The 17,784-nt window shown below is 40.7% G+C and carries 19 protein-coding genes and 1 pseudogene; 8 read left to right on the top strand and 12 right to left on the bottom strand.

Translation table 11 applies throughout. The annotated features are described in order from the left end of the window. Position 1: 1 nt before the first annotated feature. The 3 genes from PHC76_RS04160 to PHC76_RS04150 are packed head-to-tail and all read left to right on the top strand — an operon-like array spanning position 2 to position 1,939. Positions 2–403 carry a hypothetical protein gene (locus PHC76_RS04160; protein ID WP_299974628.1) on the top strand — a complete coding sequence of 134 codons (402 nt, stop codon included), beginning with the start codon at positions 2–4 and terminating at the stop codon, positions 401–403. Continuing rightward, positions 393–1,064 (top strand): molybdate ABC transporter permease subunit, encoded by a 672-nt coding sequence (modB, locus tag PHC76_RS04155; RefSeq protein WP_299974626.1) that lies wholly within the window; start codon positions 393–395, stop codon positions 1,062–1,064. The genes PHC76_RS04160 and modB overlap by 11 nt, the downstream gene beginning before the upstream one ends. Beyond that, on the top strand, positions 1,064–1,939 hold the full coding sequence (locus PHC76_RS04150; RefSeq protein WP_299974624.1) for an ABC transporter ATP-binding protein: 876 nt from the start codon (positions 1,064–1,066) through the stop codon (positions 1,937–1,939). Before modB ends, PHC76_RS04150 begins: the two co-directional genes overlap by 1 nt. A 7-nt stretch (positions 1,940–1,946) precedes the next feature. Here PHC76_RS04150 and PHC76_RS04145 read toward each other — a convergent pair whose 3' ends face one another. The 4 genes from PHC76_RS04145 to PHC76_RS04130 form a co-directional block, all read right to left on the bottom strand. Further along, the gene (locus PHC76_RS04145) at positions 1,947–2,495 is read right to left on the bottom strand and encodes a PAS domain-containing protein (RefSeq protein WP_299974622.1); all 549 of its coding nucleotides are present in this window, start codon (positions 2,493–2,495) and stop codon (positions 1,947–1,949) included. A gap of 78 nt (positions 2,496–2,573) precedes the next feature. After that, on the bottom strand, positions 2,574–3,113 hold the full coding sequence (locus PHC76_RS04140; RefSeq protein WP_299974620.1) for a PAS domain S-box protein: 540 nt from the start codon (positions 3,111–3,113) through the stop codon (positions 2,574–2,576). Positions 3,114–3,387: 274 nt separating this feature from the next. Then, positions 3,388–3,900, bottom strand: a complete 513-nt coding sequence (locus PHC76_RS04135) for a globin (RefSeq protein ID WP_299974618.1) — start codon at positions 3,898–3,900, stop codon at positions 3,388–3,390. Between the two features lie 142 nt (positions 3,901–4,042). Beyond that, positions 4,043–4,459, bottom strand: a complete 417-nt coding sequence (locus tag PHC76_RS04130; protein ID WP_299974616.1) for a TOBE domain-containing protein — start codon at positions 4,457–4,459, stop codon at positions 4,043–4,045. Between the two features lie 130 nt (positions 4,460–4,589). On the opposite strand from PHC76_RS04130, the gene PHC76_RS04125 reads away from it, so the two are divergent. Then, positions 4,590–5,063 carry a peptidylprolyl isomerase gene (locus tag PHC76_RS04125; RefSeq protein WP_299974614.1) on the top strand — a complete coding sequence of 158 codons (474 nt, stop codon included), beginning with the start codon at positions 4,590–4,592 and terminating at the stop codon, positions 5,061–5,063. Between the two features lie 49 nt (positions 5,064–5,112). Here the strand turns inward: PHC76_RS04125 and amrS are convergent, their stop codons facing one another. The 3 genes from amrS to PHC76_RS04110 form a co-directional block, all read right to left on the bottom strand. Beyond that, complete coding sequence (amrS, locus tag PHC76_RS04120) at positions 5,113–6,138, bottom strand: AmmeMemoRadiSam system radical SAM enzyme (protein WP_299974611.1); 1,026 nt, start codon at positions 6,136–6,138, stop codon at positions 5,113–5,115. A 2-nt stretch (positions 6,139–6,140) separates the two neighbouring features. Further along, a complete protein-coding gene (locus PHC76_RS04115; protein WP_299974608.1) occupies positions 6,141–6,740 on the bottom strand; it encodes a hypothetical protein in 600 nt (199 codons plus the stop codon). A 101-nt stretch (positions 6,741–6,841) separates the two neighbouring features. Next, complete coding sequence (locus PHC76_RS04110; protein ID WP_299974605.1) at positions 6,842–8,956, bottom strand: Tex-like N-terminal domain-containing protein; 2,115 nt, start codon at positions 8,954–8,956, stop codon at positions 6,842–6,844. A gap of 144 nt (positions 8,957–9,100) precedes the next feature. Between PHC76_RS04110 and PHC76_RS04105 the strand changes: the two genes are divergently transcribed. Together PHC76_RS04105 and PHC76_RS04100 are read left to right on the top strand one after the other, a co-directional pair. Further along, positions 9,101–9,691, top strand: coding sequence for a LemA family protein (locus PHC76_RS04105; RefSeq protein ID WP_299974602.1), 591 nt, complete (start codon positions 9,101–9,103; stop codon positions 9,689–9,691). Positions 9,692–9,700: 9 nt separating this feature from the next. Next, entirely contained in the window at positions 9,701–11,632 is a 1,932-nt protein-coding gene (locus PHC76_RS04100) for a M48 family metallopeptidase (protein ID WP_299974599.1), read from the top strand. A gap of 5 nt (positions 11,633–11,637) precedes the next feature. On the opposite strand, the pseudogene PHC76_RS14910 reads toward PHC76_RS04100, so the two are convergent. Continuing rightward, positions 11,638–12,096: pseudogene (locus PHC76_RS14910) on the bottom strand (hypothetical protein); the annotation flags it as partial. Positions 12,097–12,111: 15 nt separating this feature from the next. Continuing rightward, positions 12,112–12,510 carry an alpha/beta hydrolase gene (locus PHC76_RS14905; protein ID WP_366519974.1) on the bottom strand — a complete coding sequence of 133 codons (399 nt, stop codon included), beginning with the start codon at positions 12,508–12,510 and terminating at the stop codon, positions 12,112–12,114. 82 nt (positions 12,511–12,592) lie between these two features. Here PHC76_RS14905 and recQ point away from each other — a divergent pair, with 82 nt between their 5' ends. Beyond that, a complete protein-coding gene (gene recQ / locus PHC76_RS04090; protein ID WP_300209813.1) occupies positions 12,593–14,395 on the top strand; it encodes a DNA helicase RecQ in 1,803 nt (600 codons plus the stop codon). Between the two features lie 15 nt (positions 14,396–14,410). Here the strand turns inward: recQ and PHC76_RS04085 are convergent, their stop codons facing one another. Further along, entirely contained in the window at positions 14,411–14,947 is a 537-nt protein-coding gene (locus tag PHC76_RS04085; RefSeq protein WP_300209811.1) for a hypothetical protein, read from the bottom strand. 79 nt (positions 14,948–15,026) lie between these two features. On the opposite strand from PHC76_RS04085, the gene PHC76_RS04080 reads away from it, so the two are divergent. Beyond that, on the top strand, positions 15,027–16,268 hold the full coding sequence (locus tag PHC76_RS04080; RefSeq protein WP_300209809.1) for a hypothetical protein: 1,242 nt from the start codon (positions 15,027–15,029) through the stop codon (positions 16,266–16,268). Here PHC76_RS04080 and PHC76_RS04075 read toward each other — a convergent pair. Continuing rightward, positions 16,265–16,891 (bottom strand): TPM domain-containing protein, encoded by a 627-nt coding sequence (locus PHC76_RS04075; protein WP_299971152.1) that lies wholly within the window; start codon positions 16,889–16,891, stop codon positions 16,265–16,267. The genes PHC76_RS04080 and PHC76_RS04075 overlap by 4 nt on opposite strands. Beyond that, positions 16,888–17,784: a TPM domain-containing protein gene (locus PHC76_RS04070; RefSeq protein ID WP_299971154.1), complete on the bottom strand. Its 897-nt coding sequence runs from the start codon at positions 17,782–17,784 to the stop codon at positions 16,888–16,890. Before PHC76_RS04070 ends, PHC76_RS04075 begins: the two co-directional genes overlap by 4 nt.

The raw sequence follows: 17,784 nt of genomic DNA, 5'->3' as shown, positions 1-17,784 counted from the left end.
AATGAATATTCTACAAGCAACAATCACCGCTATCACCTCTTCAGAACATCTGAGTATTCTCACTGTATCGGTTAACAATAATCTTTTTCACCTTCTCCTCGCTGAAGCATCCGATGCCGACGATTTAGTAGGGACAAACGTTACACTGGCATTTAAAGAGACCGAAGTGATCCTCACCTCGACACACACCTCTACTACTGCGAATATTCAACGTGCTATCGTAAGTAAAATCGACCAAGGGGGCGTATTGTCTCAAATCACCCTCACCTATCACGAGACGAGTCTCATTGCATTGGTGCCGACACTGACATTTAATACCCTCGCGATACATGAAGGGGATGAAATATACTGGATGGTGCAACCGTCTGAAATATCTTTATTAAGAGAGAGCCATGGAATCTGAATTTCTAAGTACGATGGTACTGACCTTTAAACTCGCATCCATTACAACGCTTATATTACTTTTTATTGCTATCCCTCTCGCCGCATTTTTAGTCTTCTCCAAAATGCGATTTAAAAGTATCATTGAGACCATCGTGAGTATGCCTCTCGTATTACCACCCTCAGTGTTGGGATTTTATCTCCTCCTCACGTTCAGCCCTGCATCCGCTATCGGAGAGTTTTTAACCTCCCATGGGATTCGGTTAGCCTTTAGTTTTGAAGGGTTGGTAATCGGCTCCGTCCTCTTTAGCCTCCCCTTTATGGTGCATCCAATCCAATCAGCACTCGCTCAAGTACCTTTATCGATTTTCGAAGCCTCTTACACATTGGGCAAATCAAAACTAGAGACCATGATACGGGTTATCCTCCCCACTATCCGACACGGACTTATCTCAGGGATAACCTTAGCCTTTGCCCACACCGTCGGAGAGTTTGGAGTAATATTGATGATTGGTGGAAATATCCCTGATGAAACCCGTGTCGCCTCCATCGCTATCTACGACGAAGTGGAATCGCTCAACTATGCCATGGCACACCAATACGCCCTCACCCTCTTCGTCGTGACGTTTTCGATTCTGCTCCTCGTCTATACTCTCAATAAAAAATCATTAAAGGGGATTTGATGATTGCGATTAATGTTACCAAACGTCTCGACACTGCTGATGGCTCGCTTAATGCCCATTTTAACCTCACAATCGACGATGGTGATTTTCTCACCCTTTTTGGTCCATCAGGGGCGGGCAAAACAACTTTACTTAGAATGATAGCAGGACTCGAAACACCCTCTAGCGGTACTATCAGCGTCGATGGTGAGGCGTGGTTTGATAGTGAGAGAAAAATCAACCTCCCTCCTCAACAACGGAGCATCGGATTTGTATTTCAAGACTATGCCCTTTTCCCCACCATGAGTGTCCGCGAAAACCTCCTCTTCGCTGCCGAAAACAATGAGCAAAAATCGTTTGTCGATGCATTGATCGAGATGGTGGAACTCTCAGCACTCTCACACCGCCGACCTGATACCCTCTCAGGAGGTCAAAAACAGCGTGTTGCCCTTGCCCGTGCATTGGTACGCCGTCCTAAAATCTTACTTCTCGATGAGCCTCTCTCAGCACTCGATCCCACTATGCGCCAAAAACTTCAAGATGAGTTGAGCCTCATACACAAACGGCTCAACATCACAACCTTACTCGTAAGCCACGATATTGCAGAAACGGTCAAATTATCCAATCGTATGGCATCCGTAGAGTTAGGGCACATTGTCAAAACTGCTAGCCCTATGGAGTTCTTTAGCCCTCAAAGTTTGAGTGGAAAACTTCAACTGATCGGAGAAGTATTAAAGATAGAAGAGGATTTTCCGATTACTATAGTAACCTTACTGGTAGGTTCATCGGTTGTTCGCACCGTCTTAAGCAGTACAGAAGCGTCACAGCTTCACATAGGAAAACATGCTATTATCTCAACAAAAGCGTTCAACCCGATTCTAATCCCTGCCCACTAAGAGGTGGTTAGGAATTCGTTTTTCCCAATAATTTTTTAAATATTGATTTTAGAAAACCGTCTTTTAATGCAATTTTTTCGATATATTCATCGTAACTCATCCCTTTTGAGGCTAGAAAGTCCATTAAATATTTCTCAGATGCTTCAATACCTTCAGCTTTCTCAACACTTAAAAGTTCTGCATAGAGTTTTGAAATCTCTTGAACCAAATGCTCATCCGCTCCCCTACGATGTGCTACATAACCTACAACACGACCGGTAGAAGGGTGCTTTCGGATCTCAAATTGGGTCGTTACCCAATAATAGTCACCATTTTTCGCTAAATTTTTGACAACCGCAAAAATGTCTTTATTTTCTCCAAGCCGTTCCCACATCAATTTAAAAATAACCGCAGGCATATCAGGGTGACGAATAATACTGTGTGGTTGGTACATTAACTCTTCTGATCTATACCCGGAGATTTTACAAAAATCTCTATTTGCGTATTCTATATAACCGGCTATATCTGTCCTACTGACAATTATTGTATCAGCATCAATCTTTATTTGATTATTCATCAGAAGAAATTCCTTAACATGAATTTGTAATATATTCTATTAATATTTAGTTTAATTTACACATAAACTAAATCTAAATTAATGACCAAACAATTTTTTAAAGAGGGATGTAAACATACTCTCTTTTACCGCTATTTTGTCAATATATTCATCATACGTCATATTTTTAGATTCTAAAAAATCCATCAAATATTTCTCAGAAGCATCTAATCCTTCAGCTTTTTCTATCTGTAAAAGCTCAGTATAGAGTTTTGAAATCTCTTGTACTAAATGTTCACTTGCCGCTCGACGATGAGCGACATAACCCACAATTTTGTTTTCAAACGGATGTTTACGAATCTCAAAATGGGTTGTCACCCAGTAATAATCACCATTCTTCGCCAAATTTTTCACAACCGCAAAAATATCATGATTCTCTTTTAAACGACTCCACATTAATTTAAAAATCACCGCCGGCATATCAGGGTGACGAATAATATTATGTGCATGATGAATCAACTCTTCACTTTTATAACCTGATATTTCACAAAAATCTTTATTGACGTATTCTATAATACCATGTGTATCCGTTCGACTAACGATAAGTGTTTGGGGATCAAGTATAATTTGAGAATTCATAGTTTAACTACTCCATATTGAAAGTTTCTACTATATTCTATTTATTTTTGCTTTAATTTAGTCATAATAATTGGTGAAATTTTATACAAAGGAAGATCATTTTAGACCGTTAGTTGCGACGTTATTGGGGCTGGTTATTCGCAAAAAACGTAAAGATAGATTGAGGAGCTATTCAACAAGCTAACGGTCCAAAATAGTTGCAATTGGAGGCGTAAACGCCTCAGTCAATTCTGCCTAAACACTTTTGACTGAAGCGTTACAAATAATGATCAAATTAACTGCACTTTCTAACCATCTTAAAATCAATAAAATCTTCCCAAATATCTTTATAATGATATCGAGGAGTTACCGACATCGTATGACGGTTAATCATCCACAGGGATAATGGCTCAATCCAACTCCAAAACTCCTCTATGCATTCCGAGGGCATTTTCATATCCATAATGGCGGTTTTATACGTTTCTAACCACACATATCGGGCATGTTCATCAACCGTAATATTAAAATAGCGCATTTTCATCGCCGGATACCCTAAAGGGGTATTGGTCGATTTGACATGCGAAAATACATTAACAAAAAAATCAGCCGTTTTACGGGTAGCATGTTCAAATTGCATAGAATTGTGCGGTAAAAAATCACTAATCTCTCCAAGGAGAAGCAAATTATGGTGATAACGTACCAACTGTCTAATCTTATCTTCACCCCAAATCATATAGAGTTGAAGTGAGGGCAACGGTGGTATTTCCGGTGTAATATTAGTAAAACTACATTGCATAATTTGAGTCATATTATCCCCTTTGTCACGACAAACATTCGTTATGTCTTTGTTGATATAACGTAATTATAGGGTAATTTTCTTAAAAAAATGTAAAATTATTTTAAAATATAGAAAAAATAGAATTTTCGGGCAAAGCCCGAGAAAAGAGAAGTTATTTAGCGAGGATAATAAAGTTGGCTTTGATAAGAGCGTATACTGTATCGCCTACAGAGAAGCTCAAATCTTCTACCGCATCTTCAGTAATAACAGCAGTCAATGTTTGGTCACCCATAGCAAGTTTAAGCTCACTGTTAACCAATCCATTTTTTACTTCCGTTACTTTAGTTTCGATGATGTTACGGGTACTGATGTTCGTCGGTTTATCTTTGGCGACCATTACAAACGGAGCTTTAATAATCGCATAAGCGGTATCACCCACACTAAGTTCCATCTCATCAACCGATTCATTGGTAATCACCGATTTGATGACCACTCCCCCACCGATAGAGAGAACTACTTCACTGTTGATTTGACCTTTTTTGATTTCGCTAATTGAGCCTTTAAGCTCATTACGTGCACTGGTTTTCATGACATTCCTTTAAATATAATGTGAATGTCTGCGGTTGATGAAAGTATCACGTAGATTAACTTAATGTTTTGCTTATCGTATTTTTGATATAACGTCAGTTAATATAAAATTCATAAACTAAGGATTCCCCATGACTATCACCAAAGACTGTATCGTCACTATCGACTACCATATCAACGATACGGAGGGAAATCTGCTCCATGAGGAAGAGGAACCGCTAATCTATCTCCAAGGTAATTACGGTCATATATTTAAAGCTGTTGAAGAAGCGTTGGAAGGAAAAAGTATCGGGGATACGTTCAAAGTCTTTTTGTCAGCTGATAATGCATTCGGTCCATACGACCATGAACGTGTCATTACTGAAGAGCTGGATGAATTACCGGAAGAACTCGAAGTTGGGATGGAGATAGACGGTTATCTCGATGAATCACCGGAAGATATCGTTATTTACACCGTTACAGAGATTACCGATACCCATGCTACTCTCGATGGAAACCATCCACTTGCCGGTATCGATATGATTTTTGAGGGGACAGTTTTAGATATCCATGAAGCAACACCCGAAGAGGTCAAAGAGGTATTAGAACATTCTCATCATCATTAACACTGAGTTTACGACGTTTTTGAGAATTATAGTTTCTCTCTATTTTAGCCTAGTCCCAAATCCCTTCGATAGAGGTACCACAATTGGGGCACATATTCAAATTATCGAGACGGTTGGTGACATACTGACCGATATGACCGTGACGCTCAATAACCACTTTATGACATGTCGGGCAATAGGTCGATTCACGTGACTCATCATCGATATTTCCGACATAGACGTATTTCAGCCCTGCTTCTTTTCCGATCTCATAAGCACGTTTAAGCGTTGAAGCGGGGGTTCGGGGAACATCGCTCATTTTGTACATCGGATGAAAGGCACTGATATGCCACGGCATCGAAGGATCAAGCGAGGCTTGAAACTCTGCAATGGAGCGTATCTCATCCTCCGAATCGTTCAGCCCTGGAATCAGGAGTGTCGTCGTCTCAATCCATATCCCTTTTTTGTGGGCATATTCAATCGTATCTAACACGGGCTTGAGCGAGGCTCCGCAAATATTTTTGTAAAATGATTGACTATAGGATTTAATATCGATATTCATACCATCCAGATACGGCGCTATCAAATCGAGCGCCTTATGGGTCTCATAGCCGCTGGTGACGTAGATATTTTTCAACCCCGCTTCGTGAGCAAGTTTTGCGGTGTCATAGGTATACTCGAAAAAAACGACCGGCTCGTTGTAGGTGTAAGCGATGCTTTTGCATCCGTGTTCGAGTGCCAATGCTACGGCATCTTTCGGTGAGAGTGGACGTCCGATGATTTCATGATGATGTTCTTTAGGGTATTGGGAAATATCGGCATTTTGACAAAACGTGCAGGAGAAATTGCACCCGAGCGTACCGAACGAAAAGACGCTCGAATCGGGTAAAAAATGAAACATCGGTTTTTTCTCGATGGGGTCAACATTCACCGCCGCCGCAAGACCGTAAGTGAGGAGATAAAGCTCACCGTTTTCGACTTTGCGGATACCGCAAATGCCGTATTCACCCTCGGAGAGCTTGCAGTGCTGAGAACACGCTTCACACGCAATCCGTCCGTCTGAGAGTTTTGATGAGAGCCATGCTAAAGACAACATGACTACCGTGACACAATCATCATCGCATTAATTACTTTATAGGGAATTTTATTTTTTAAGAGGATTTGTATCTCTTCATACGTATAAACTTTATAAGGGATTTTTGACTCTTTGATATGGGCTACAACAAGTTTTTCTTGCAGTTTTTTATTTCGAAACCCTTCAATAATATCGATAACTCTCCACCCGCTTGGACCGATATAAAACAATTTATTAGAAGAATTTCCTACTGCTTCGATTGCTTTAGGGTTCTCTTTAAGAATTTCTCGAACTTCACGAGTTTTATTTTCGCTCATTTTTTGATTTAAATTTTCAATTACTGTCGTAGTAACTTCGGATTCTTCATTGGTTTCATCTTTTTTAGTTACTTTTTTATTGGGTACTTGTTTTTTTGTAATTTGTTTTTTTGGTATATCTATTTCATCTTTTTTTTCAATCATTACTGGTATTTCAACCACTGTTGGAGTTTCAATAATAGGCTCTGGTTCTTTCGGAATCGGAACGACCACCGGCGATTTATCTTTTATTATATGGATAGAACAACCACTAAATAAAAAAGCAATACTCACTACACTCGATACAATACTCAAACTTAACTTCATTCAGATTTCCAAAAATATTTTAAATACAATACAATAGTTACACTTATATAACATTTATATTGTTTAAAATAATTATATATAACAGTTATAAAATTACGATTCTACACTTCTTTTAGACTCAATCCCACTTTCCCTTTTGCAACATCTACCTCGACGACACGGATAGTGGTGAGTTGCTGATTGATACTAAGCACTTCGAGCGGGTGCGATATCCGTTTGTCTGACATTTGTGAGATATGGATTAATCCATCGTTTTTGAGTCCGATATCGACAAATGCTCCAAAATCGGCAATATTTCGGACAACTCCTGAGACAATAGATCCTTCACGAAGCTCTTTGATATCGGTGAGGTCGGAACGAAACATAATCGGCGGCAAACTCTCGCGGGGATCAAACCCCGGTTTTCGTAGTTCCGTAATCATATCACGAAGCGTTATTTCACCCACTCCCAATTCTATCGCAATAGTAGAAATATCCTCCTCTCTAATCGAAGAGAGGGGGTATCGTTTTAATAAGATGTTTGCTATCTCATAGCTCTCAGGGTGGACGCCCGTGTTGTCAAGAAGGCTTTTCCCTTCCCGTATTCGAAAAAATCCCGCACACTGCTCATACGCTTTAGCCCCCAACCCTTTTACACTTAACAATTCCCCTTTGCTTTTAAAAACACCGCTTTTCTCTCGGTACTCGATAATGGCTTTTGCCACTTTATTCCCGACTCCGGAGACATGGGAGAGAAGTGATGCAGAGGCACTGTTGGGATCAACCCCGACACGATTCACCAAATCTTCCGTCACATCGCCCAACTTCTTTTCCAATAATTTTTGATCGACATCGTGTTGATATTGACCGATACCGAGCGATTTTGGATCGATTTTCACCAATGCCGCCATTGGATCGCGCAAACGCTGTGCAATCGAGATGGCTCCGCGTATCGTCACATCGAGCTGTGGATACTCCTCTTGAGCAATTTTGGAAGCCGAATAGACCGATGCCCCCGCTTCGGAAACAACCGTATAAGCGATATTCATCCCCTCATCGCGATTGAGCCGTGCAAAAAATTCCTGTGTCTCTCGCGAACCGGTTCCATTACCGATAGCAACGGCATCGATACGGTAACGTTGAACAAAATCTTTGATTGTTTTCGCCGATTTTTCATAATCACTTTGAGGTGGAGTTGGATAGATGACTGCATGGGTCACGTATGTACCGTTTTCATCCACAACGGCAAGTTTACACCCAGTACGATACGCCGGATCGACCCCTAAAATCACTTTTTTAGTCACGGGAGGGATAATTAGGAGTTGAGAAAGATTTTTGCCGAACGTGGCTATCGCTTGAGCATCAGAGCGCTCTTTAATCAAAGCATGCACTTCCCTCTCTAAAGAGGGGAATAATAACCGTTTAAATCCATCACTGTACGCTTCCATCAACAGTTCTGCTGAACTTTTAGCACCCTTTGGAACTCTAAAACGTTCAATCGACTGTATGACCCTCTCCATCTCGATAGATATTTTAACACTCAACTCTTTTTCTGTAACACCACGCATAAGTGCAAGATAACGGTGAGATGGGATAGAGGAAATCCTCTCACTTTTACCTGAGAGCTTGGCATAAAGGCCATCTTCTTTAAGCCCTTTTGCCCCTTTTATCTCAAACGAAGAGTACTCTAACATCTGACGACGCCAGTGGTTTCGTTCACGCGGATCATCACTGTAACGCTCGGCTAAAATATCTTTTGCCCCTTGCACCGCATCCTCAACCGAGGCAACAGAACCTTTTACGAAGCTTGATGCTTTTGCTATAAACTCACCCTTCTCTAATCGCCCACTCTCCAGTAGATTAGCCAACGGTTCTAATCCTGCCGCTATTGCAGTACCGGCTCTGGTATTTTTTTTCTCTTTAAAAGGGCGATAAATATCTTCAACCTCTTGCAATGTTTCTGCCGCAACAAGACGAGATTGTACCTCACCATTCAAATGCCCCCGCTCACTAATCAGTCGTAGCACCTCCTCTTTGCGATCAAAGAGTTTTTTACTGTAAAGATAGATCTCCTCAAACTCTCGCAGTTGCTCATCGGTTGCACCTCCACTCATCTCTTTTCGGTAGCGGGCGATAAAAGGGATGGTAGACCCCTCTTCAAGGAGCTTTAAAATATTGGTCACATTATTGGGAGTTATTTTTGTTTTTTGGCTGAGATGATCGATTAAAGTGGTCATAATTATCCTGTACTCTTAATATCAAACGGAAGTGTACAGTTTTTTCTATCTTGAATAAATTATTCTAACTTCAATCATTTAAACTACCAAAATATAATATTTTTTTGTATACTAACAATTATCAATTATGCAGGAGAATATTATATGGGTAATTACGTCGTTGGAATAGCCATTTTTGGTCTAATTTTTTATATTATCTCAATTTTTAACCGTCTTGTATATACCAAAAATAGATACGTTAATGCCTTTTCACAAATCGATGTACAGCTAAAACGTCGTTACGATCTTATCCCCAATCTAGTCGAAGTGGCAAAACACTACATGGAACATGAAAAAAGTACATTAGAGCGTGTGATTGCTGCACGCAATAATGCTTCTGTACACTTAAACGAAGCACAGAAAAACCCATCCGATTCTACCGCTATCCGTCATATTTCTGAAGCGGAAAACAAACTACGCGGGGCAATCTCTAACTTTAACATGGTCATGGAAAGCTACCCTCAAATCAAAGCCGATACGGCAATGCAAAACCTCCAAGAAGAGCTCTCTACCACCGAAAATAAAATTGCTTTTGCGCGACAATTTTATAATGATTCGGTCATGGAATACAATATCTATCGCCAATCCTTTCCTCAAACTCTCTTTGCTTCATTATTCGGTCATACTAGTGATGCCACCATGATAGAGTTTAATGATGCGAAAGAGATTCAAAATTCCCCTAAAATGGCATTTTAACGGTTCGACATGAATTTTTTTGATGCACAAAAACAGGCCAAGAGTTCTACAACCTACCTCGTCATTATCTTTTTAATCGGTCTCGCCCTCTTTACAACGAGTGTCAGTTTATTGGTGATGGGGGTCTATCACTATTATTTTTATAATAGCATTGCGTTTAGTACATTTAATAGCGATGCATTTATGCGTCTTTTTATTACTATCGCATTTATCGTATTTGTAGCCAGTCTTTTCCAATTTTTTACCCTTAAAGAGGGGGGAAAAGTGATTGCCCTCTCACTTCGAGGTAAACTCATTACCCCCTTATCGCATGATAAATCGCACCGCATCCTTTTGAACGTTGTCGAAGAGATGGCGATAGCATCCGGAATTTCCCCGCCAAATGTTTATCTTCTCCCCGATAGCGGTATCAACGCTTTCGCTGCCGGATTTAACTACGATGATGCGGTTATCGGTGTGACACAAGGGGCATTAGACCAACTCAATCGTGAAGAGTTGCAAGGGGTTATAGCCCATGAATATAGCCATATTTTTAATGGTGATATGCGTCTCAACCTTCACCTCATCGGCATGGTTTCCGGCATTGTATTTATCGGAGCAATCGGTCGCTTTTTACTCGAAGCTCTTCATGAATCACGTGTTGGTCACTACTCCTCTAGCAGTTCTGATTCTAAAAAAGGAGATCCTATTGTCGCCCTCTACCTTTTGGGGTTAGGGTTAATGATTTTAGGATGGATTGGTACGATTATCGGCGAATGGATAAAAGCGATGATTTCACGACAAAGAGAGTACCTCGCAGATGCCTCCGCCGTTCAATACACCCGATATCCCAAAGGGCTTGCCAATGCTTTGATTAAAATCGGAGCCAATGCCCAAGGCTCATCTATCCAATCCTCCGCCGGCGGAACTTATGCTCACCTCTTTTTTGCCGATGGTATCTCCAATTTTTGGGATCATCTGTTCTCAACACACCCACGACTCGAAGATCGTATACGCCGAATAGACCCCTCGTGGAATGGAGAGTTTACACCTGAAAAGTCATCTTCAAAACCAAAAGTTTCTTCAAGCACCCCTGAGTCGTCACTTTCTGAGCATGAGAACATTGCGTCAACATTGACAAGCCCCATAGCTTTTGACACCCTCTCACGTATCGCCCAACAACCGGGTAATCAAAATATCAGCACTATCCGAACTCGACTGGATGCTCTCCCTAATTCTTTACATACTATGAGTGCGAATGCCCTGAGTGCTCAATGGATTGTCTTAGCACTCCTCCTAAGTGCAGAGAAAGCTACCCTCCTCAAACAGCAAGAATATCTTGAAAACAGTTCACCGATGATGTATAAAAATATCCAAAACACCTACAAAGAGATGTTCGAACTTCCCCGAAGTGCCCATCTTGATCTACTCAACCTCTCACTTCCCTCACTTCGGATGATGTCCAAACAACAATATAATGTTTTTCGTCAAATGGTTATCGACTTGATCGACATGGATAATGTGGTTTCACTATGGGAATGGTCACTCCATGCGATTGTAATAACACCGTTAGATCGTGAGTTTGGCTTGACTAAAGTGCCAAAAGAGCGTTATAAAAAAATAGAAGAGCTAGAAGATTCTGTTACTACACTTTTTTCACTACTGATTTATACTCAGTTTAGCGATGAAAAACGTATTAATAAATCAATAGAAACACTCAGAATTTCTCTCGCTCTCCCAACACTCACTTACAAAGCAAATATTTCACATGACTTACTCAATAAAACTCTGAATGATATCCGCCAAGCCTCAACGGCTATCCGTACGCTGATTCTCGAACAATCGATTGCAGTATTAAGCAGTGAGGGGACACTATACGATGATGATGTAGAGATTATCCATGCACTAGGTGCGTTATTACTACTCCCATTATCTTCTTTTGATTTCGATATTACACACTAAGGCAATTATATACTTACTCCTAATGAACGGATAAACTGCTCTACCCTCTCAGTATAACTGCTTGGTTTACCAAGTTCATCGTTAATTTCCCCATGACTCATTGCCTGCTCATTCATCTCGATTCTAATACCCATATTTATCCCTTTTTGGATAAACGGTTTAGAATTCTCACACGGTTTATCATCACGTATACTGGAACAAATCAGTAACATTGGTACAGCCGAATGATCAAGCTGGTAGAGAGGAGAATTTTGAATCCAAATATTTTTATCATTTCCAAACGCCACATCATAAAAGTCATAATGTTTTTTCTCCATTGTCTGTACCAAATCCATCGTCGCCGTATCGAGTGATACCGTACCAAGCCATGTCTTGAGACCAAATAAAGTATATTTATGAGGATTGGAGGAGATTAACGAAACCAAATGAGCACCAGCCGAATGTCCCATCAAAACAATTTTTTGTGGATCACCACCCCATTATGCGGCATGAGTCTGCACATACGCTAGTGCCGTTGCCACATCTTCAGCTTGCTGAGTTGGAGATGCATTTGGGATTAATCGGTAATTGAGTGATACAAAAATCGCCCCTTTGGATACCCATCGGTTCATTTTGTTTTGTACAACGTTATCCGACTTTTTATCTCCTGTTTTCCATGCACCACCGTGTACCATTACGATTACCGGAGCATTTTTAGAATATGAGGGAAGATAGACATCAAGACGCTGTTTTTTGTCTGAACCGTAAGAGATATCTGTTAATTTTTTACTCTGTAACTCTTTTTGTAGAGATCTTGCATCTATCCAATCACGAATTATCCCACCTTCAACTGTAGCTGACATCATTAAAACAATGAAAAAATATCTAAAATATTGCATATTGCCCTCTTTTTATCCTCTATTTTATCAGCCATTGTATAATAAAGATGATCAAACAAACAATTTTTTAAAGGCAAATACCTTGAGCGTTAGCGAAAAATACAAAGTCCTCAAACATACCTTTGGTTTCTCCGATTTCAGAGAGATGCAAGAAGAGGCGGTGGATGCAATCCTAAGTGGACGTGATTTGGCGATGTTACTCCCTACCGGAGGAGGGAAATCACTCTGCTATCAGCTCCCTACCCTCCTGATGGAAGGAATCACAATTGTCGTCTCTCCCCTCATCGCCCTCATGCACGATCAGGTAATTGCTCTCAAAGAGCTTGGGATCGAAGCCGAAATGATCTCCTCTTCACAATCGTCGCAGGAACAGCAAGAGGCATTTACCAAAGCTAAAAACGGTATTTTAAAACTCCTCTACATTGCTCCCGAACGCCTTGCAAACGGCTCATTTCTCTCATGGCTCACAACGCTGGATATCAATTTTTTCGTCATTGACGAGGCACACTGTATCAGTGAATGGGGGCATGAGTTCCGCGACGATTACCGACGTTTGGGCGAGTTACGCTCCTCATTCGCTCATACCCCTATCGCCGCCTTCACCGCCACCGCTACCCAAAAAGTACGTGAAGATATCCTCTCCCAGCTAAGACTACATGAACCTCTGATTCTCCGCGCTCCCGTACTGCGTAAAAACATCACGATTAGCGTTCGCGAACGAGATAGCGGATGGCGCAATGATTTGATGAATATTTTAAAAGAGCATGAGGGAGAGAGCGGGATTGTTTATGCCTTCTCACGAAAAGAGACCGAAGAACTCGCAGAATTTCTCTCTAAAAAAGGGATTAAATGTTTAGCCTATCATGCGGGGATGAGCGGTTCTTTGCGACACGATACCCATCAATCGTTTCTAAACGACGAGACTCAAATCATCGTCGCCACCGTCGCTTTCGGAATGGGGATAGACAAAGGGGATATTCGGTTCGTAATACACACTTCATTACCCAAAACCATCGAGAACTACTATCAGGAGATTGGACGTGCGGGGCGTGATGGGATCGACTCCGAAGCGGTACTCTTTTATTCGGGGGCTGATTTTCACAATAAAAAAAGACTCATCGACGAGGGAAGCGACCCCCAATATCGTGAAATGATCCTCGCTAAACTCCGTTCATCCATGGATTACGCTACTGCCGAAGAGTGCCGTCATCGACTGATAGCCTCTTATTTCAGCGACAACGTAGAAGCATGTGGTGATCGATGCGATAATTGCAAAGACTCAGACCGTCCAAAAACCGACATCACCGTCCCCTCCCAAAAATTCCTCTCCTGTCTCTATAAAACAGGAGAACGTTTCGGTGCCACTTATATCTCAGAAGTGCTTTGCGGAGATGAAAAAGAGAAAATCCTCTCTAATGCCCATGACAAGTTAAGCGTTTTCGGGATCGGAAAAGAGCTGAGCAAGAGCACATGGAGCACCATCGCCAAAAGGCTTATCGAACTCGGAGCCATCGAACCCGACGAATACAAAGCGTTAAAACTCACCGCGAGCGGTGCGGATATCCTAAAAGGTAAACAGAGCGTCCAAATCCGTCAAGAGCGCCTCACCCCTAAAAAATCCTCTGTAAAAATTAAAACGGATAATCTAAACGCACCAAAATATTTTGAAGATTTCAAAGCTCTCCGCGCTAGCATAGCCAAAGAGCACCATATCCCCGCCTACATCGTATTCGGAGACAAAACCCTCTACTACCTCGCCGAACAACTGCCAACTACCAAAGGGGAAATGCTAAATATCAGCGGTATCGGGGAGGTGAAATTTGAACGCTATGGTGAGCTGTTTTTAAAATTATCGCGAGAATTGAGTGCTAAAGAGAGGGATTGATTCAAAACAATCAGTTTATTCAATGACATTAAACACTTCTATCGTTACTTCATATCCATTTCGCTTAACAACAATATATGAATTAGAGATATCAGGATTTTTTAGCATCAAAGAGTCCTCTTTATTTATTGCTTTTGTCGTATAGCCCTTTATTCCATACTGTTCGATAATCGATTTTTTAATACTCTCAAATTCATTAGGAGATTTAATAACCACAGTTTTGATATACCCATTATCCGTAATTTTTTCCGATCTCTCTTTATTCACATCAAAAACATAACCACATGATACACAGCTCAATTTACTCTCATCGACTAGTTCATTACATTGAGGACATCGAGGGCGTTTCTCTTTTTTCGGAAAAAGTCCCATTACCCCTAATGCTACCATGAACAAAATATCGCTTAGATGGATAAATAGGCTATGATCGTATCCAAACTCAGTCAATCCGAATATTGTTCCAACAAAGATTAATAAAGCAATAAGAGCTTCCAATCCACGTCCACGGTAAAATGCAAATATAAATAATCCTGTTTCAACTATCAAATACATAATCGACCACCTATTTTTTGTTACTTAATATATCAAAAAAATGATATATTATTCTTTTATTAAACCAATGAGGTGTTTTTTGGCTCTACCGTTGCTTGCTTTATCCATCATTTTTTTCCCTTTTATTATCGCCGGACTTATTTTTGGTGCTGAATATATGTACATTCCACAACTCCGCATTGCTTTAATCGTTATGATTGCAGGAATTTATCTATGGTTTTCAACCTTTCGTAAAAAGTATAGCGATAGACATAACGGCTATTTCGAAGATATAAAGTTGATGAGTGGAATGATCGAGGGGACAACCTATTATTATACACTTGAACATAATAAAAATGATTCGATAGTATCTATAAGTGTCTCGATTGAAAACATCTATGGATACGATTTCTCTCTCAAATTCGAAACACCGTTTGAACGTTTTTTCAAATCTTTGGGACTTAGCACCGAATGTCAAAGTGGAGACAGTCGATTTGATGAGACTATCTATATCATCTCCGATGATGAATGGCTCTGCAACGAATTAAGCAATAATAACTCTTTGAGAGATGCTCTTTATTCCCTATTCTGGTCTCATCATGAAAAAGGTATTAAAGTAGAAAAAATAGAGTGTTTTGACGGTCGGTTTCTTTTAAAAACCAAAAATACAACGGAGACCCTCACCGATGATCAGGCAAAAGGGTTATTTAAAACCATCGTCCCCTTGATGGAACAAGCTATAGAGCATCTCCCCTCCAAAGCAACTCCACACGATCCTATCTATCGTGAACATTCAGGAAAGATCGCTTTTGTATTTCACACTCTAATCGTTGCACTCATCGTTAATGGCGGAATGATGCTCTATTTTGAACATAATAACTATCTAACCTTCCCTCAACTGAGTGATTCTTATAGTATCCTCCCTATGGGTATTGCAGTCACAATAATCTCTCTCATTGCCATCATCGCTATCGTTTACAAATATCTGCGTCAAAGCTCCCGTTTCTCTCCGGTGTTGTTTGAGCTATTCACATTAGGGTCTTTAGGATTATTTCTCAGCGCATTGGTAGAGATTAAAGAGGTCAATGTCTATCTCGATACTTCTGATGCAACTACCTTTGCTTCCTCCATTACCTCAAAGGAGATGCACAGCGGACGCAAAAGATCAACTACCTATTTTCTAAATCTCTACGGATGGAATAATCAGCCTATGCAACACCGTATCCAAGTCGATTCAACCCTCTATCATCAATATAATGAAAATGATCACATTACAGTCTATCTCCATAAGGGATTTTTAGGGTATCCGTGGATTGAGAAGATTAAACAAATAACAAATTAATTAGAAGTTTCTACGATCAACTCGTTCGGCAACTCGTCAATATCTCCCTCTTCGGCGGGGAATTCGCATGCTAAAATTTCAGCGCACTCTTTTATAGCTTCAAGGTACCCTTCCCCAACACTTTTCGTATGCAAACGATGACGAAATTTTTCTAAAATCGGTTGCCATTTCTCAGAAGAGATTTTCGCATCGATCCCGATATCGGTGAGTATCTCGACATACCCCTCATCGATTGAGACAAAAAACAAAATAGCGCGCCGTTCCGTGGTACGATACAAACCGAATTTACGAAAACTCTCCTGCGCTACGAGCGTTGCTTGCCGTCGCATCACGACATTTGGCACTAACTGTTTGGAGATGAGGGGCAAACGGGTTACGATCAGCAATACAATAAATAACACTATCTGTAAGCGAAAAATATCCCCCAATGTGAGCCAATCAGTGAGCCACAGCATCAAATGAGGAATCAACAACGCACTCAACGCCGATACGAAAAAAGGATATATCCCATAATCGCTACTTTTTTGGGTAATAATCGCGACAAATTCGCAAGAACTGTTTTTCTCGGCGTTTTGAATTGCCTCTTTGATCTGATTTTTTAACGTTTCATTCAACTGTTTCATAAGCTCCCCAATCCATCCAATACACTTCCGATGTCGGCACTCGCACCCGCTCCGCCGAAATCGCCACCGCCACCGCTAAATATCTCGAAGGAATCTCCGCTTCCTATATTGCCAGCACTATCCCCTAAATCAGTAATAAGTGACCCATAATCGGTATTTTTATCGGAATAATAGGCAATTATCGCAACAATCAGAGCAACAATACCACTGATAATAATGATATGACTAAACGCCCATACCAAGAATCCGGCTATTCCACCAATAATGACAGAAACAACCAATTTAAAAGCAATGGTTACTTGTTTTGAAAAATAATACGTTCCCGCCAAAAATACTATCAGTAAAAACGGAATCAAAGCAATAGCAACAATATAAAAAGTATTCATGTGTACAGGTTTATAAGCACCGTAATCATGCTGATACTCTTTTGAAACAATCGTCCCGATGGCATCGATAGTGTCACGTATCCCGCTGTAAACATCTTTCTCTTTAAAACGGGGGAGCATTTTTGATTGGATCATCTCATACGCTTCGGCATCGGTGATAAACGCTTCCAACCCATAACCGATTTCAATCCGTACTTTTCGATCTTTCGGAGCAATCATGATTAAAATACCGTTGTCTTCGTCTCTCTGCCCCACTTTCCAATAACGGGCGAGTTGATAGCCATACTCAGCGATATCATACCCATCGAGTGATTTGAGAGTAACGACCACCACCTGTACGGTGCTGTCACGTTCAATCGTCCCCGACATATCGGCGAGAGACTGTTCCTGTGCTTTGGAAAGCAGTCCCGCTTCATCGACAACCCGACCCGTGAGTTCAGGAAACTTCGGCTCCGCAAAAGCATAAACCCCTATAAAAACTAGGGATAAAATGAGTAACCGAAACAT

It is taken from the genome of Sulfuricurvum sp. (assembly GCF_028710345.1).
GTDB lineage: Bacteria > Campylobacterota > Campylobacteria > Campylobacterales > Sulfurimonadaceae > Sulfuricurvum.
Note: the sequence above shows the minus strand (reverse complement) of the source record. Positions and strands in the feature narration are given on the sequence as shown.

What these genes read in the sequence shown, in the direction of transcription:
- PHC76_RS04160 (WP_299974628.1), top strand. Translation starts at nt 2, where the DNA reads ATGAATATTCTACAAGCAACAATCACCGCTATCACCTCTTCAGAACAT.
- modB (WP_299974626.1), top strand. Translation starts at nt 393, where the DNA reads ATGGAATCTGAATTTCTAAGTACGATGGTACTGACCTTTAAACTCGCA.
- PHC76_RS04150 (WP_299974624.1), top strand. Translation starts at nt 1,064, where the DNA reads ATGATTGCGATTAATGTTACCAAACGTCTCGACACTGCTGATGGCTCG.
- PHC76_RS04145 (WP_299974622.1), bottom strand. Translation starts at nt 2,495, where the DNA reads ATGAATAATCAAATAAAGATTGATGCTGATACAATAATTGTCAGTAGG.
- PHC76_RS04140 (WP_299974620.1), bottom strand. Translation starts at nt 3,113, where the DNA reads ATGAATTCTCAAATTATACTTGATCCCCAAACACTTATCGTTAGTCGA.
- PHC76_RS04135 (WP_299974618.1), bottom strand. Translation starts at nt 3,900, where the DNA reads ATGACTCAAATTATGCAATGTAGTTTTACTAATATTACACCGGAAATA.
- PHC76_RS04130 (WP_299974616.1), bottom strand. Translation starts at nt 4,459, where the DNA reads ATGAAAACCAGTGCACGTAATGAGCTTAAAGGCTCAATTAGCGAAATC.
- PHC76_RS04125 (WP_299974614.1), top strand. Translation starts at nt 4,590, where the DNA reads ATGACTATCACCAAAGACTGTATCGTCACTATCGACTACCATATCAAC.
- amrS (WP_299974611.1), bottom strand. Translation starts at nt 6,138, where the DNA reads ATGTTGTCTTTAGCATGGCTCTCATCAAAACTCTCAGACGGACGGATT.
- PHC76_RS04115 (WP_299974608.1), bottom strand. Translation starts at nt 6,740, where the DNA reads ATGAAGTTAAGTTTGAGTATTGTATCGAGTGTAGTGAGTATTGCTTTT.
- PHC76_RS04110 (WP_299974605.1), bottom strand. Translation starts at nt 8,956, where the DNA reads ATGACCACTTTAATCGATCATCTCAGCCAAAAAACAAAAATAACTCCC.
- PHC76_RS04105 (WP_299974602.1), top strand. Translation starts at nt 9,101, where the DNA reads ATGGGTAATTACGTCGTTGGAATAGCCATTTTTGGTCTAATTTTTTAT.
- PHC76_RS04100 (WP_299974599.1), top strand. Translation starts at nt 9,701, where the DNA reads ATGAATTTTTTTGATGCACAAAAACAGGCCAAGAGTTCTACAACCTAC.
- PHC76_RS14905 (WP_366519974.1), bottom strand. Translation starts at nt 12,510, where the DNA reads ATGCAATATTTTAGATATTTTTTCATTGTTTTAATGATGTCAGCTACA.
- PHC76_RS04085 (WP_300209811.1), bottom strand. Translation starts at nt 14,947, where the DNA reads ATGTATTTGATAGTTGAAACAGGATTATTTATATTTGCATTTTACCGT.
- PHC76_RS04075 (WP_299971152.1), bottom strand. Translation starts at nt 16,891, where the DNA reads ATGAAACAGTTGAATGAAACGTTAAAAAATCAGATCAAAGAGGCAATT.
- PHC76_RS04070 (WP_299971154.1), bottom strand. Translation starts at nt 17,784, where the DNA reads ATGTTTCGGTTACTCATTTTATCCCTAGTTTTTATAGGGGTTTATGCT.